Genomic DNA, 17611 nt, shown 5'->3' with positions numbered 1-17611 from the left:
TTGATAACTCGAAACATTTCCTAAGGTGGTTTCTAAAACTCCATCTATATATATGTTATAACCAGTAACTCCTATATTGTCGGTTGCTCCTAACCAACTTAAATCTACTGTAGTGTCGGTTTGGTCAGTACTGGATAGTGTTGGAGGTGTTGGAGATTCTGTATCTGCAGATACAGAGACTGGAGTTTCTGGAGTAGCAAATGTAGATGGGCTACTTTGGTTGTTATATGCACTGGCTATATAACCATCACTGAGTTGGAATGGACTTACCATTAATGACGCTATTCTCCCTTGATAATGATTACTATTATCTCCCCTAGCTCCTATAGTCATTAGGTTTTCATTAGTGCTTGGTGTCCAATTATAAATTGCAGGCAAAGTAGAAGAGTAATCTATATTATTCGACTTGAAATTTCTTCCAGTATCTAAATCAACAGTACTTCCTTTTATATAAAACCATTGATCTTGAACTGTATGATCTGCCTTTATCGACTCTCCAGATTCTCCATCGTTAAGAAGGTCTGTTGAACTAAAAAATATAATATCTTCTGGACTAGTAGCAATGTCTCCCTTAATAAACTGGATAACTCCGGTACTATTTATAAGGTTAATCAATCTTTTATAAACTCCGGTATTATTATAATTTGCCCAAAAAGTGATGGTTTGCCCTGTGGTTAAATCCCAATCTAATATATCGATAGTGTGCCTATCATCTACACCATCAAAATCGGCCGTTGTACCATCAAAAACACTAGCACCTGTAGAAGCTGCCACTGTTTGGTTTATGGTTTTGTTACCGCTAGAATCTGTCAAACAATCGTGACTTACAAAACTATAATTAGTCCATACTGCTTGACTTCCATAAGCATCTGTAGCTACGGGTTGGGTTTCTCCTGATTTATTATACCAAATGTAAATAGTAGTATCTGAGGTTGATGGTAGACTTGGTATTTTAACCCATACTTGACATTGCCTGTTCGCTGCTGTAGCATCGGTTACTAAGCTTACTATTTCACAGGCTAATCTGTTATTACCTGCTGCATCACTGGAAAAACGAATATCACCACCGCCATTTAATGCCGAATTAGTGCCTCCATCAACAATTTCAGAGTCTAAATGATCTAAGGTTACCAAAAAAGGAAAATCTGTTAAATCTGAACTTCCCGTTACATAGGTATTATTAATTGTTATAGCTTGCTTTCTTCCCCAGTCCTGTAATGTTTGAGCATTAACATTAATAGATATAATTAACAATACAAGAATTACTAATATTTTTTTCATAATTATAATTTTAGCTTTTACATACTAACTATAGTATCTAAATGAATTTAGTTATGTTGTTTTATTATTATTTTTAATTGATTTAATTGCTTTTCTTGCTCTAGTATATAAAGTGTTAGTTCTTCAATTTTTTCAAGGAGCTTCGCATTCATATCTCCTAGTAGAATACCTTTTGCTTCTACTTCTTTGGCTGAAGGGATATTGGGTAGATGCCCTTTTTCCTTAATATGTTCTTCTACTTCCTTTAATGTTGGTAAATTGTATGTTTTGGTGAATACATAATCTGGCCAATTATTTAAATCTACCCTTACTTCTTTAGCATGGATATTACCATTTACTGCTAGTTTTTCATCTGGTGTATTAGTACCGATACCAACATTTCCTGTATTATAATACACATCTTCATTATTTAAGCTCCAGTTACCAGAACCTCCTCCGCTTGAAATTACATCTGTAGTAATAGTCATAGTATTACTAACCACACTTTCATTACCTGCAATATCTAAAGCTGTTACTGTAAAATCGTAAGAAGTAGCTGCTGTTAACCCAGTTACCTGATAGGTTAGAATATTGCCTAAAGTAGCTTCTAAAACGCCATCTTTATATATTTTATATCCTGTAACTGCTATATTATCAGTAGCTGCTGTCCAACTTAAATCTACTGTTGTGCTTGTTTGGAAGGTACTGGATAGTGTTGGTGCAGTTGGGGGTTGGGTGTCAAAAGATGATATTTCAAATGCTGCATCAATATCAGATAGGTTAGCGGACATATCTCCACCAAAAAGCACATAAGCAACCTCCCCATCAAATCGGGTATAATTTGAAGAGGTTACAGTACTATGTCCAAGAATTCTAATATCTTCACTTGTTATACTTCCTGAGGCATGAGTTTGTGTTGTTAGAACTGTACCTACCGAAACAATATGAGATGTTGCATTGTTTCTTGAAACTCCAAGTAAACCAGTTCCTGGAAAAGTAAAGACTGGTGGTAAACTTCCATCTGAATTTATTTCTGGTCTTTGAAGTTCAGTTGATAAGCTAATATTTGCTCCTCCAAATAAATTGAACTTAGTTGTAAATGCTTCTGAAATTTTAGCATAAAACCCTGCATTGTTTTGAGTATAATTTAAGCCTCCTACAGATGGGTCGAAATGTGTATTAATTACATCTATTCCATCTCCTTTAACTCCAGTTGATGCCCATGTAAGAGACCCTCCAAAGCTTTCTTCTGTAGCTTTAACCCCTATAGGGTTCTTCCAGTTAATAAGTTTGAAATTTTTATCACCACTTCCTTTAAAATACAAGATCAAATCTGCTTTAGCCCATACACCACTAGCTTTTATGCTAATAATTATTTGATTTTGGATAGTTTGATCTGCTAAACTTGGTAATGTATATCCCAGCAGAGTAGCTTCATCTAAAATGGCTTGGTAGTCTGAATCATTTTGAGCAAATGAAATACTACAAATAAATAAGATGATCAATTTTACAATCAATTTCATAACTTTAAATTTTTAATGGTTTATCTATTAAATTGAATTTTATGATCCCATTTTTAAACAAATGATCTTGGTATATGAGTTTTATATGATCGTTGGGATTGATATTATTGAAATAGAGTAACACGCGTTTAAAGGGAGCTACTTTAAAGTTGCGTTCGAAGTTTACACCGGAACAACGAATGGTATCTTTTGAAGAAGTTACTACCGTAAAGTCTTTTTCTAAGATAAATGCCATGTACTTTACTGCTTCTTTGTAGGTTTTATCTGTGTAGTCTTCTAGTAATAAATCTGCTGCATTTGCATGCTGAAACTCTATTTCTATAATACGCTCTTTTGCATTTAATTGATATAATGAATCTACTTTATTATAATTACTTTGGTTATTCTTTAGAAAATAGTATTGTATTGGAACTTCTGTGGCTGTGTAATTTATATCGTTAACAAAATGTGTGACACACTTCGATTTCCAGCCTTGCTGTTGAAAATTAAAAAATTTGTATTCTGGAAGTTTATTAGATTTTGAAGATTTATTGCATGATATCAATACACTGAATACCAGTAGTAATAATATAAAGAATATTGGGGAAAAACTCCTTTTTAAAAGCTTCATAAAAATGACTTGTTAAAGTTTTATTAAAGCTAAAAAAAGCATCTAATAGCTAGCAAAGGGTACACCATGATATGTATAAGGGTAATCCTTAATTATTATGTATAAAGTATAAGTTGTAAATCTTTTACAGTCCCGATACTATTGGGATGTAAACTTTATTTGGACGAGACAAAGCCTTTATTTACTCGACTACGGTACTTATCAAAGACTAAAGTACTAACATATAAGAGGACTAGCTGAGACGTTTAATGATTTAATTTTAACTATTATTAAATAAAAATATACCTATAAGTAAAATCAATATGTTTTTGTTAAAAGTAGTTATTGATTTATAATGCTTTGTTTTACTACAATATATACCAAAAAAATTAATGCTTTTAGTGTTAAAAGCTATAAATAGTGAAGCTACTCTATTGTTAAAGTAACTTCTTTTTTCGATAAGTACTAGTTACAAACGAGTACTAGCGGGGACTAGCGGGGACTAGCGGAGGAAGTCTAATTCTCTAACTTAAAAACAACTTCAAACAAGGAATCATTTTTAAATTTGTAAAATTGTGACATATTTCCAATCATATCGCCTAATATTATCGTATTGATTCTTTTTAAATCATCATCATAATCCCCTATAATAACAGCAAAAAACTCTTCTTTACTCATGCCTACTCTAATATTGTCAATTAATGCAATTTCTGAATTATACAATTTGGCTTCTAATATTACAGATAAATCCTGTTTTTGATGATGATATTCTGCTAATTTGTCTTCTCCATCTGGAAAATAATCTTTTTTATACTCTCTAATTTTTATCTTAGATTCTTTAAATGATAATAAATAATCCCTAAAATTTTCGTTTAATGAATCAATTGTATCCTTGGTAAAGATGTTATTTTGTTTAATATTTATACTATCTGCAAAAGATTTTACGCCAAAGGGATAATAAACTATTTTCCCTGAGGCTCCAATATCCAATACATCATCATTTTGATCTATTAGGCCAATATGCTGATTAGATTTCATTTTATATCCTTCTAATTTTTCTTTTGAGATAACAAATTGTTCCTTATCCAAAGACGGCTTAGGTGTTTTTTCTTCTAACACAACCTTTTTTTCTAATACTTCATGTTCATAGTCTTTTTTAGTTTCTTCATTCTTTTCTATACAATTTATGTATAACGCTAAAATAATTACCAATAAAATATATTTTAAATTCATCTTTTTCTCTTTAATTATTAAGAACTTTTATTTCCATTTTTTTTATGTGCTTTTAATTTCGAATCTATTTCCTGAAAATCTTTTTCCATTGATTCTACAGCACTTACAAAAAGAATAACTAAAAATAGTACCATTATTATATCACTCCTTTTTTTTCTTTTTTAGCTCATATTTTATTCTCCTCACCCCATTTTACTTACTCGATACGGCACTCGTCACAGACGAAGCGCTAGTGTATACGAGGACTAGCGGGGATGACTACCAATCATTATAATTTTGCAAAAGCTTATATGCTTTAATATAAATTGAATCAGATTTAAGAATCATTCCTGCTAATTTTTTTTTTTCATCTTTAATGAATTCTACATTAAACACACCTCTAAAAGCATGATTTGAAGATTCAATATTCAATAATACTTGGTTCTCCTGATCTAATTTAAAACTCCAAAACGAGAATCTATCTTCATTAAAATGAACCGTTTCAGGAATTGATATTTCATTATTCTTTTTTAAAATTAAAACATTGCTATTTAAATAATCCTTATAATTTAAATTATTATACTTAATTTCAGATATAGACCACTGACCTTTAAACTTCTTAAAAATAATATCTTCGCTCTCCGTACACGAAAAAACAACTAATAGTAGAGTTAAAATAATTATTCTCATCTTTTAAATCTTTATGGGTTTTCCTTTTTAACTTCGGTATTATCAATTTCACGTGTTTGAACTTCTCGATTCCCCTGCTAGCGCTCGTTTATAACGAGTGCCGAAATGAGTAAGAAAAACATTTAACAAACTACTTTACCTCAGAAATAGAGTGACTTTTAAATTAGCCTTACCCTAAAAACCCTGCATCATCTATCTCTAATATACTATGGTCTTCTTGAAAATTCTTTGCACTTGAGTATTTCCAATCTATAGCACTGGTTACAAAACCACTTTCTACTGGGTTATTATGAATATAATCTATTTTTTGTTTAATAACCTTCTCACTCCATAATTCTATAGGCTTATTATGATGCTGCCAAAACTGATATTTTGTAACATTACCTTGCTTTTTCCCTGCTCTTTCAAACATCCATAATAACCATTTTTTTCGGCTTTCTTGTGGGTTGTTTTCTATTGTTTCTATTACTTTTTTTGCTGTATGTTTTTTAAAATCTCTCAATAATTCCATAGGTCGTTCATCACTGGATCTAAACATTAGATGAATATGACTCGGCATAAAACAATATGCATATAATTCCATACCTTTTTCTTTTCTGCAATAGTCTATGCTTTCTGCTAATACATTAAAATATATTTGCCTTATAAATACATCTAGCCAATAAACGGTTGCGAAGCTTACAAAATATAAACCGCCTTTGTTATGGAACTTGTATTTTCTGCTCATGGCTCTAAAATACAAAAAACTATACCTTTATAGTATAGTTTTTTATTGTCTTACTCGGTACGGCACTCGTCATAGACGAAGCGCTAGCGCGCATACGAGGACTAGCTGGGGGCTTTATATCTAAAACCAATTTTGACAATTTATTAATTAAATAGTTAGTAAATACAAAAAGCTGTTCATTTTTAACATTTTTTTGCTTGGCTTTAACCATCAAATATTAATTATAGTTAAACAAAAAATATACTTATGAGTAAATTTATAGATGTTTAGTTAAAAATATTATTGATTTATGATGTTTTGTTCTACTACAACATATACCAAAGAAACTAATACTTTTCAATGTTAAAAGCTATAAATAGTGAAGCTACTCTATTTCTAAAATAGCTTCTTTCTTAATTTATTTTAATTTCTTATATTTAACACTTATCCTACAAACGAAGCCCACTAGTTGGCTCAGTAAAAAAGCTTTCTTTTTTATTATTTTAATCCTGTTTTACTTACTCAATACGGCACTCGTCAAAGACGAAGCGCTAGCGCATACGAGGACTAGCAGGGGCATAAAAGATATACCCGTTTTGTATCATTAATGTTTATTATTTACTTTGCTTACTCAATATGGCACCCGACACAGTCGAGCGCTAGCGGGGGACTTTAAAACCAAGCAGGCCTACTCTTAAAACTAAAAAAAGCCTTTACATCCCTGTAAAAGCTTTTTCTATTTTTATTCTGTTACTACTCTCTTGCTTACTCAGTACGGCACTCGTCATAGACGAAGCGCTAGCGCATACGAGGACTAGCTGGGGACACAGTCGAGCGCTAGCGGGGATAATTTTTTATTATAAACCTTATCAATAAAAATATTATTACAGGAATAGATAACCAACCTAAAACATTTGCAACAATCAAAGTTAATTCGGTAGTAGGAATCTCTAAATCGTTCACAAAAAATAATTCAGTGATTTTTGTATACAACAAGTAGAGTTTATAAAAATTACTGTAAACGTAAAATAATAAATAAATGATGAGACATACTGACAAGAAAACAAATAATTTTCTCAACTTAATCATAATGGTTTCTATATTTAATCTATAAAAAATATTCTTTAGATTCATTGATGTAATAGTCATCCTTGTAATATTTAAACAAATTTGTTCCACAATAAGGGCAATGAGCTATAACTAAATTTGGTTCAGCTTTTGTATTATCTTTATACCCTGAAGTAATATAAAAGCGATACATTTCTTTTTTTATGAGAAAATTAAAGTCTCTAGGGTGAAATTTTGAAACCCTTATATTTAGACCAACATTTCTCGGAAAATTCCAATCACTTTTAAATTTATCGCAACAAAATTTCATAATTATTATTTTTTCACTGAATTATCTAAAAATACATTTATAATCTCTTTATTTTCAATTAACAATTCACTTGCATTTGCTTGAGATGCTGCCCCAGTATATCTTCCTGTTTTGGTAAAAATAAATCCTTCATTCTTCAACAAGTACATACCATACCTAGACACTGTATATTCAACAACTTGTCCTCCATTAGCATAAGCAGCCGCATATTCTGCTGATTCAGTTAAATACAAGCCTGTCGTTCCTTCTGTACCAGATATCCCTCTATATAGTTTAACTACTTCAATATCTCCTTCAATTGGGGTTATTGCTTTTGCTAACTGCTCAGTTGAATACGATGTTCCACTTATACCTCTTACACTTGCTGATTTAGAACCTTTAAAATTCTTAATTTTTGATATTATAGCAGGTGATACTTCTATTAAATCAATAAATGCCTTTGCTGCAAAAGCGACATTAATACTTGTTTTTATGGCAGACTCAATATCTAATAATGTATTTTGAGCTTGTATAAGACCAATTAAAGATTTATCTTCTTCATGTGGGCTTCTTTTCATTAATTCCGCAAGAGAGGGATTTCCTTTTACTAATTTTGCTAGTGTTGTAAAATGAGAATCTTTGTAATCTTTGTGAAAAGGCCAAGTAATGAAAATATCGTTAGTATGAGTAAAGGTTACATCTCCCTTTGCCGTTCCATCTAGAAACCCATTTACTTTACCAAAGCCATGTGGATTTAATGGAATTATAATATCCTTTTCACCATTTGTTAGCCCTTTCGGATATATTGCATAGTATTTATTTGGTCCGAGTGTTGGTCTATAAATAATTTTACCCGTTATAAAGTTAAAGTAAAATTCATCTTTTCCATCTGGGTCGACATTAGCTATTGGACTATTTCCTCCAAATTGATAAGAACTTTTGTTTGCTTTAATTACAGGGTCTGTACTAAACCATCTACCAATGCGAGGGTCTTGAAATCTAGCTCCAAAGTCATAACTATTCCCTTCTCCTTTTAACTCGTCATCCTTTTCTTTACCGTTAAACCCATATCTATAGCTATCACTACTACCATGCCTATTAGGTAGCAGTTGGCCAAAAGGATAGTAATCATTATAAGCAACTACATCAGGTTTTAAAAGCCCATTAGGGTCTATTAATTTTCGGTCTGTAACCACACTTAATACATTACCTAAATGGTTACTAAGCTCATAGCGTTTATCACCAACTTTATTTTCAAAGATCGTTTCGCCTAAAGTAATAGGTTCTTCGGTAATTTCCAAATTCTTTTGTTCTAATCCTAATCGCGAACTTCCAAATATATGGTGTTCGGTTAAGAACATACCATCTTCTCCTCCACTATTACTTACTTCTTCTATTTTAGCTGTAAATACACCTCCTGATTTGACATGGAAATTAGGTAACAGTGTTATGCTTTCTCCCGCTATATAGCTTAAATTCCCTGTTGCCTCTACCGTGTTTTCTGTTGTTGTGTTGTTAGAGGTAATGGTCTTTACGGCACTAAAGCTTTGCGTATCTGCTACTTGTATATTATTATGCGCAATATCGAATGGGTATTCTGGAATTACTATATCACCCACAGAATCGCTATTATATACTGCCAATACATTGCCTTGTGCATCTCTAACATATAAGGTGGTTTTACTGTCTGCTACATCGGTTTTAGAGATACGGTTTCCTAACCCATCGTATTGGAATTTTATAACGTTTTCTGTGCCCGATACATTTTTAGTTATTGCCTTTACTTTACCATCTACACGCCACTCTATATTAGTTAAATTTTCCTCTGCATCACTAATTAATTGTCCAATTTCATCATATACATAGTTTCCATCGTCTTGTGTTGCCAGATCATTAAATCCTGTATCTCCTAAAGCGTCTTGTACATCGTCTAATTGGTTGGTGCGTTCTTGGAGTCCTGTGTCTGGGTTTAGTTTGGTTTTATAATCGTAAGTTAACTGATCCATTCCTACAACATCACCATTGCTGTTAAGGGTTGAACGATTAAGTGTTTTTAAGTTTCCATTACGATCGTAGGTATAATCTGCAGAGTAACTATCTGTAGGCGCTCCTCCTCCACTTATACTGCTACCACTATAGGTTTTAATTCTATTTAATTGATCGTATCCATAGTTGTTTAACTGCGAGCTTAGCAAGTTTTCATCGTTATCTAACAGACTTGTTACCATTTGCTTAATATTACCATTATACAAATTTCTACCTGCTGTTGCCGCTGGGTCTGTCACTGTATTAGTGGTACTATAACTAAATGTATTTCCTAATGAACTTATAGGTTGGTAATCACCATCAAAATAACTTAACGAATAGCCCATCGCATCTTCTGCCACTAGAGAGGTTGCTGTACCATCTGTTCCCATATCGTCTGTTGATGACATGGTTTCGGAATTTACACCTTTTAACCAACCTTGTAATGTATAGGCATAATCCATACCTTGTACTTCTTTACCTCCTAGTACGGTACGTGCTAGTGGTCCATGTGCATAGTATTGGTACGATGCGTCTTTTTCCCAGATCATACCATCGCTAGAGGTTTCTACCATAGTGATACGGTTATCGGCATCGTAGGTATAGCGGTGTGCAAACATATCTGGTTTACCATTTTGGTAGCTTACTTTATTTACATTTCCACTAATTAAATCATACTCATACAATACCCTTTTCATTCCAGATTGGGAATTATTGAGATCTATAACCATAAGTTTATTGTGTTGTACTAACTCTTTTACGTTACCATGTATGTCGTAATTATAGAACGTGGCATTATTGTAGTTTGCTAAGTTTGTTCCTATATTATTAACATAATCCCGAAGGTCGTAATAATAAACAGCTGCTACACGGTTACGGGTATTATCTGTGGTATTGTTGTCATCGTCTACTGTATCAAAAATTTCTGTAGGGTTTAGTCCTTTTAATTTATCATACCCAGTTGTTGTTACTTCGTACAATATATCTGAAATATTTAGAGGGTATGGATTTGAATCATCAGCTGTTTCTACATAGCTTCCATCTGCTGTATAAACCAATTTACCTGTGGTTTCTTCTATAGAAACGGTTGTATTAGGCGCAAACTCTCCGGATTGTACGATGCGTCCAAGTTCATCATAATTGGTATAACTAAAACGGTTATTTACTAATTGTTTGGCATTTTGTGAGGCTATAATTCGGCCTAATGCATCGTATGCAAAACGTGTTTCACCTCCATCTGGAGTTAATTGCCATACCAATTGGTTTAGGGTGTTGTAACGGTACTCTGTTATTAAATCATGATCTGGTAATAGTGTTAGGTCTTCATTTGGATTGTTACTCTCTCTATGTAAATTAATGGCACTATGTATTCCATCTGCTTCTAATTCTTCTTCGGTAAAACGATCTACACCTTCTGGTGGTACGGTTTGTAATAGGTTCCCTGCTTGGTCGTAGTAATACAAAGTATATTGATATTCTTTGTCTGGGTACTCCATATTAAATGTTTCTACAGGCGTACTTAATGCGTGTTCTAAATAGGCATTTATAAATTCTTCTCGCTTGGTGGCTATAAGATTATCATAAACATCTTTAGAATATGCTGCGGTAACACTGGCATAAAATTGTTCGCAAGGTGTTTCTTCTGGGATGTCTATATTTACTGAATCAAAATTCACAGGGAAGGGTACTGGTACACAAGTACTCTTGTTTTCTGGCTGGTTTAAATAATTTGATGTAAATGCAGCCCAATCCATAGTATACTCGTCTGCATTGGCTCTTGTAGTTGTTACATGGGTTTGATACAAGTTTATAATACCTTGAATGCCTGGAAACCCATAATTAAATTCTGTTGCTCCAAAACGGGCTATAGATATATAGTCTAAATCTAAAACACTGGTAATACCAAACGTAGTGATATAATACTGGTAATCGTCTACTAAATATTGGTACGAGTTGGCACAAAACTCCTCTTCGCTTACAATGTCTCCTTCATCCTCGGCTAAATCTTCTCCAAAGTCTTCTTCTTTATCGTTAATGGTATTCATTAACGTTACATACATAGGATATTTGTCTGTGCAGCTTACTGGATCTGGTATTGGTATAATACATGCTAAGGGAGGTGAATCGCATAGTTCCGGAAATGGTACTATTGGTTCATCTCCTTTATCAGCAGCAACCATTAACACATATAGGTTATCGCTATCCTCAGGGTCTTCGTAATCAATATGTGCTATAAATCCAAAATTATCGTTTGGAGTCTGATAAGGTAATTCGTCCTGAAATTTAATCCTAGCATTAAAGCTAATAACAGCTCCTTCTTCATAAATGAAAGGAATGGAATCAAGCCACCCTGCTTCTAAAGAGCTATCAAATTTTAATCCTGTACCTAAAATAGGATCTGTAAACCAACTACTTTCATTTACATTAATAACTCCTAAACCATTCGTAGATATTGCAGCACCATTTCCTTCATTTAAATTAAAAATGCGTTCATTGTTATTGATATTGTATGAAAAATCATAAATATCAAAAGTTTGACCGTAATATCTATTCCAAGAAAGACGATTTGTCTGAGGGAAATGTTGATATGCTTCCGCCAGACCATCAATAAAATCAACTTTTAAAGTACCATCGGACATTTTAAAATTTTGCCCATTTATAATCATTTCAGCCGTACTATAATCTGCAGGATCCGTGGAATAATTATTGAAATTAATATTAAACTGAATATCTGCAAGCTCATCAAGAAAAATTCCAACATTTTTGGGTGTAAAATATACATCTCTATAGTATTGCCTATTTCCTTGAGAACCATCTCCAGTTAGGCCTCCATATGATATCTGTTTTCTTAAGAAAAATTTAGTTTTAAACAATGGTTCATCTACTATAATTTCTTGTGATAGCGTTCCAATTTTATTTTCTTTAATTTTATCTGATTCCGTTAAATACGTAATTCGAACATTTTGCTTGGTAATGACCCCTTCTTCATTATATTCATAGCTTAAACCCATCCCTGTAAAATCGGCAACACCTATGATTGGTAAAGTTTCATTTTCTTCCAACTCTAATATAAAGCGTTTTACATCATCAACTTCTATAAAATACATATTTCCTGTATTGCTCCATGTTGCTGTACCACCACCAAAAAAGGTTTTTAAATAACTATTACTATAGGCCGAAATACTATTTAATGGGACTGTCGTATTTAGGCTACTAGCATTGTAAAGCTCATTTAAAAGCTCTAAAAATGCGTACGTAAAACGTTGTTTTTCAGAACAATACCCTAACGGACCAGAAGTTCCTCCGTTACCTAAATATTGTCCTACACTTCCCGAGTCTCGCACAACACTACAGTCTGATATACGTGCTTGGGTGGTACCACTAATAACAATTTCTTCGTAATCTGTAGCTACAAAACTAGTACGTACTTGAGCTACTGCCTTAAAGGTAAATACTTCGGCTACATCATCATAGTCTGATTTAATATGGCTTACTTTAGTAATGACCCAATTCGCGTCTCCATAATTATCCCATGTTTGCGTACCATCTGGTAGTGTTATTGTTATTGGAATATCTCCTACTCCAAAACTTAATTCTAAGCTAAGTCCATTAGGTGTGCTTGTTAACATAACATCTCCCGGTTGTTGCAGTTCTTCCAGATTCCCTCCTAAATCCTGATACAAATCCCTACTTAAGTATTTACCTGTAAATGCTCTCTCTCCAGAAATCCCAGGAGATTGGGTTCCAAAATCGTTAAATGAAGACTCTAAAAAGATTTGTAAATCTCTTGCTAATGGGCATACTCCTGTTTGTATATAATACTCGTAACCTGTATATTCTCCATATTCATTTACGATATCTGCTGCATCTTGTCCAGAATCGTATAAATTATCTGATGGTTTAAAGCGTTTTTCTTTTGTTGTATAATCGCTCGCAACATCACTATTACATATTTTATCTTCTCCTGCTTTTATAATTGCATCAAATCCGCTTTTGTTTACATCATTAAAATCGGCCAGTACCGATAATAGATTTACAGGTTTATCTTCTTCTCCAATACATCCATTATAACAGTTTTTACTTTCTGCATAGATATTACCATAAAATGTTTGGATCATTTGTTTTACATTACTGTAATTGGATTTATAAATAGCCCAATATTCATCTCTTTGTGCAGTTGTTGTTAATATAGATACGGTTGATCCTTCTGTATTACAATCTGTAACACTATTACATGTTACATTTGCCAATGCATATTCTTCTAAACTAAGTCCTGTATTATTATAGTTTTTGGTAAGTGCCTCGAACATGATACTGTTTCGTAAATTAAATTGTATAGCACTTAATTCTGAAGGAGTACCTCCGCTAAAAAATGGATCTTGAGTCATTATAGTTGTACCAGTTGCTAATGAACCTGCACTAGCATAGGTGTCTAATTGACGTAAATATTGATCGTAACCATCAGAATTCATTAAAGGACTCCCTATAGCAGTTGTAACATTATTAGTAATGCCACAAATAGCTTCTCCGTATTGTAAATAGCAATATTCTGGATGGTATACGATAAGTGATTCTGCCCATTGGTCTTGCCAAACACCCGAAGCAATAAAATCTTCTACATTGGCTAAATATTGTGGTTCTACTAAATACTCATCGTTATTGGTGTTTTTTGTAACGGGTATTAACTCTATTCCTAATTGAATGTCTGGTGTATAGGTGTTATTTCCATCTGCATCTGTCGTTTCTTTTACTTTTATATAGCTTATGGTGCCGTCTGTATTATAGTAATGCCCTTGGGTATATAATTCGTTTCCATTTGGCAATGGATCATTAGGATGCCTTGGATTACGCCAGCTATTGCGAATTTGACTATCGTCTGTTTCTGTACTAATTAAACGGTTTCCTTCATTAAAAATATTTAGCGTGGTTTGTATAACTTCATCTATTGTTTCTCCATTTCCTTCATTTATTAAAACACTTAGATATTGCCCGTATTGCCCGGTAGGTTTCATATCGTTTAATAATACAGTACGTGCTATATTACAAGACATGGAGTTAGCTACAATGTTTTCTGAAGAAAGGTTTGCTAAATCGGTACCATCTGTACATGGGGCATTACAGGCTAGAATAAGTTGTTCCCATTGTTCTTTAAAAGCTACAATTAATCTTGCTTTTTCTTCGTCTAATTCTTCTGTTGTTAAGGTCTCTTCTAGGTCTGTGAAATCGTAATCTTCCATTTTAGCATTGCTATAACCTATAGCATTACCATACTCTGCAATTAATGAACTTTCACAATCTTCACAGCTTACAAAACAACCATTTATAATCTCTGCAGGAACAGGCACTACTACTTCTGGGTCTATATAGCATGCATCACCTGGTGTTGTTAACTTATCTATAAATGCATCTGCATAGGTTTCTAATGTGTTTTTATTTACTACTAAGTTTTTTGTAATACTATAGGCTCCTCTTGGTACGTCTAGCGAAAAGTCTGCAAGGTTAAAAGTTGGATCTTCACGATTTAACACCAGACTATTCCCTTCTATGTCTAATACATCTACAAACAAATCGTAAACGACTGGGTAATTAACTAAACCACTTGTACATGTATACTCAAAATCTGTTGTTTGAAGTGTATAAGAGAAATCTAGTTCAGACGGTTCTACAGCAAGTTTTGTCGCAGAATAAACTAATGCATCTTCTTGTGCTCCAAAAGCTTGAGTTGACTGTTTTATATTATTGTCCTGTGGTGTATCTGTAGCTAAAGCATCTAGTTTTCCTAATAAATCTGTGGTAACACGTTTATGTAGTAATTGATTGGCATCAATTTCATCTTCTAAAGCATCTAAATTGGTTGGTGAAATACCGGCTAATGCAGTTGCTATGGTTCTTCCTTGCGGATCGATATAACTAATACTGGCTTGCCTGTTAGGGTCTATTACTGTATTTTTTTTATAATGTGAAAAATGCCCCACACTATACCCAAACAAACGGTTTAACTCTTTTTGCTCTGGGGTTCCGTAATGATACTCCATTTCGTGGGTACTTCCTAATTGATGATCTATGCCTACACCTCCTTTTCTAAGAATTCTTCCTGTATTATCTGGCATATATTCTATTTGAGAAAAAGGATGGTTTTGTGCATCTGGGATTCTATCTTTAAACGCACTGTTTACATCATTAACTGATGAGTAATATTTACTGGCTCCATTTAAGGTATTCATTCCTTTTAATAAGGTTTCCTCATCTAAAATATTAAGGTCGTCTGTATCAAAATCTTGATAACTATAAATATCTCCTATAGTGTTTAAATTAAAGTTATCTGTATAATCTATAGCTTCACTGTTGGTAGGTACTGGCAACACTTCTACAGCTGGTCTTCCTTGTGCATCGTAAATAACTTCGCCAACAATAATGTTATCGTCGGAGTTAATCCTTGTTACGGTCTGACGGTTACGCAGGGTACCATCAAAATAACTCACTACTTCTTTCTTTTTTCCCTCTTCTGCATAAGATGCTTGAAATTGCCAGTTTTTATCAACTTGGTGGTCATCACTTATAGGATATACTGCATTCCAATCTGATAGAAAATTTGAATTATCATCTTCTGCTTCACTCCACGCTCCATATCTATAAACATTTGTGTCTTCTAAAAATCTTCCTACAGCTCTTACTCTATAAATTAAATAGCCTTTAGCATAAATTAATGGTATGCTGTATGCTGTGTTTGAGGTCTGTACCCGAGTACTGTTTTGTTCGAAATCGTGTTTTGTAAAGGGAATGGTCTCTGGATCTCTTAGTGAAATAGTTTCATCTTCGTCATACCCGTCTATCCATGTCCATTCTACATCATAAGACATCGCACCATCAATAGAATCCCAATTGAGTTGTATCTCGTTACTATTAGGCACAGGAGGAGTCAATGTAACCAATGGTATTGTTGACGACAAGGCTGTAAATGTTGTAGCACTAAACCCTAACTCTAAACCAATATTTGCTGGTACGGCACCATTAGAAACTGGTGTTGAACCACTATTGGATAAGTCTGTATAGATCCCTTCTATAAGCTCTACACTAACACCATAAGCTCCTGTTTCTATATGTTTACTTATATCTATTGAACTACCAATGGCTCCAGCGAGGGTATTATGTTCTACTTTTAGGGTAATTTCTTTAGAAGTACCATCAAATACTCCAGAAAGCGAAGCTGGAGTTACATTTAACCGTAATGTATAGGAAAACCAATCATTTGGAGGCTCGTTTTCTTTTATATAGAGGCTTATATACCCCATAGGGTTTGTATTTTTAACTATTCCTACCACATCCAGATTCGTGGTTACATATTGCAAAGGCGTTGTTGTTCCCAGTACAGCTTCTATTTCGGTAGAATTATAGTTTGTTTTCTCTTGGGCACTTAAAAAGTACGTTTGCATTAGCAAAAGAAAAAACAGTGTTTTTGTGATTTTATTTTTCATAGTAGTAAACATTCGCTTTTAGTATTTACTTGATTATTTATTGTATTCTGTTTGATCTACCAATTGATAGCTGGCAAAATCTTTTTGTAATTGTATTTTATTATTGACTGTTTTTGTAATAAAATATGCCAATTCCTTTTTTTCTACTTTTTTATTGAAATCGTATAATAAATCAATATGAAGTCTTCCATAATCTTGTTCTATATCTGATGCTTCTTTTCCTCGAAATGGAATAAGGTTAGAGAAAAACAGTATTTGTTTGGTTACTCTGTAATCTTTTTTACTTACATATAAGAGTACTTTACCATAAGGCAGTTCTGAAAAAACATTTTGTGATGCTATTAATTCGCAAACCCATTGGTTACCTTCTTCTAATATTTGTGATTTATCATAATACTTCATATAAGAGCTAAGATCAATTGGAGCATTTTGTATAGCATGAGTATCTAATTTATTATAGATCATCTTTTTTTGATTTTTATCTACAATTAATTGTGCTTGCGGAAAACGATATACCAATGTTTCTAAAGTACTATTCTTAGTATATTCGTCATTTTTTTCCATGGTACCTGTGTAGGATTCTGTTAGTTTATCTCCTGTAATTCCCCGATACATAGTAAAAGTCATATCTATATGATATTGATTCGTTTTTTGATAAAAATTCGTGACTTTATTTAATAGTTCTCCTACACTTGGTTTTTGAGCTTGTATATTTAATACCGATCCTAATAAAAAGAGACTATGTAACAGACATATTATTATTTTTCTCATTAC

At 33.1% G+C, this 17611-nt stretch carries 8 protein-coding genes; all 8 read right to left on the bottom strand.

Translation table 11 applies throughout. The features are described from left to right. The coding region (locus Q4Q35_RS08210; RefSeq protein ID WP_303277482.1) for a DUF2341 domain-containing protein at positions 1-1281 on the bottom strand (1281 nt) is incomplete at its 3' end. 47 nt (positions 1282-1328) lie between these two features. After that, entirely contained in the window at positions 1329-2783 is a 1455-nt protein-coding gene (locus Q4Q35_RS08205) for a fibronectin type III domain-containing protein (RefSeq protein WP_303277481.1), read from the bottom strand. A 4-nt stretch (positions 2784-2787) separates the two neighbouring features. Further along, the gene (locus Q4Q35_RS08200; RefSeq protein WP_303277480.1) at positions 2788-3393 is read right to left on the bottom strand and encodes a hypothetical protein; all 606 of its coding nucleotides are present in this window, start codon (positions 3391-3393) and stop codon (positions 2788-2790) included. 495 nt (positions 3394-3888) lie between these two features. Continuing rightward, positions 3889-4605 carry a hypothetical protein gene (locus Q4Q35_RS08195; protein ID WP_303277479.1) on the bottom strand — a complete coding sequence of 239 codons (717 nt, stop codon included), beginning with the start codon at positions 4603-4605 and terminating at the stop codon, positions 3889-3891. A 258-nt stretch (positions 4606-4863) separates the two neighbouring features. Next, the gene (locus Q4Q35_RS08190) at positions 4864-5274 is read right to left on the bottom strand and encodes a hypothetical protein (protein WP_303277478.1); all 411 of its coding nucleotides are present in this window, start codon (positions 5272-5274) and stop codon (positions 4864-4866) included. 169 nt (positions 5275-5443) lie between these two features. Further along, the gene (locus Q4Q35_RS08185) at positions 5444-6001 is read right to left on the bottom strand and encodes an REP-associated tyrosine transposase (protein WP_303277476.1); all 558 of its coding nucleotides are present in this window, start codon (positions 5999-6001) and stop codon (positions 5444-5446) included. 1362 nt (positions 6002-7363) lie between these two features. Then, positions 7364-16837 carry an RHS repeat-associated core domain-containing protein gene (locus Q4Q35_RS08180; protein WP_303277475.1) on the bottom strand — a complete coding sequence of 3158 codons (9474 nt, stop codon included), beginning with the start codon at positions 16835-16837 and terminating at the stop codon, positions 7364-7366. A 33-nt stretch (positions 16838-16870) separates the two neighbouring features. Beyond that, positions 16871-17608: a LolA3 family protein gene (locus Q4Q35_RS08175; protein ID WP_303277474.1), complete on the bottom strand. Its 738-nt coding sequence runs from the start codon at positions 17606-17608 to the stop codon at positions 16871-16873. Positions 17609-17611: the final 3 nt, after the last annotated feature.

The sequence above is a fragment of the Flavivirga aquimarina genome (genome assembly GCF_030540835.1).
Lineage (GTDB): Bacteria > Bacteroidota > Bacteroidia > Flavobacteriales > Flavobacteriaceae > Flavivirga > Flavivirga aquimarina.
This window is presented reverse-complemented; position numbering and strand designations above follow the sequence as displayed.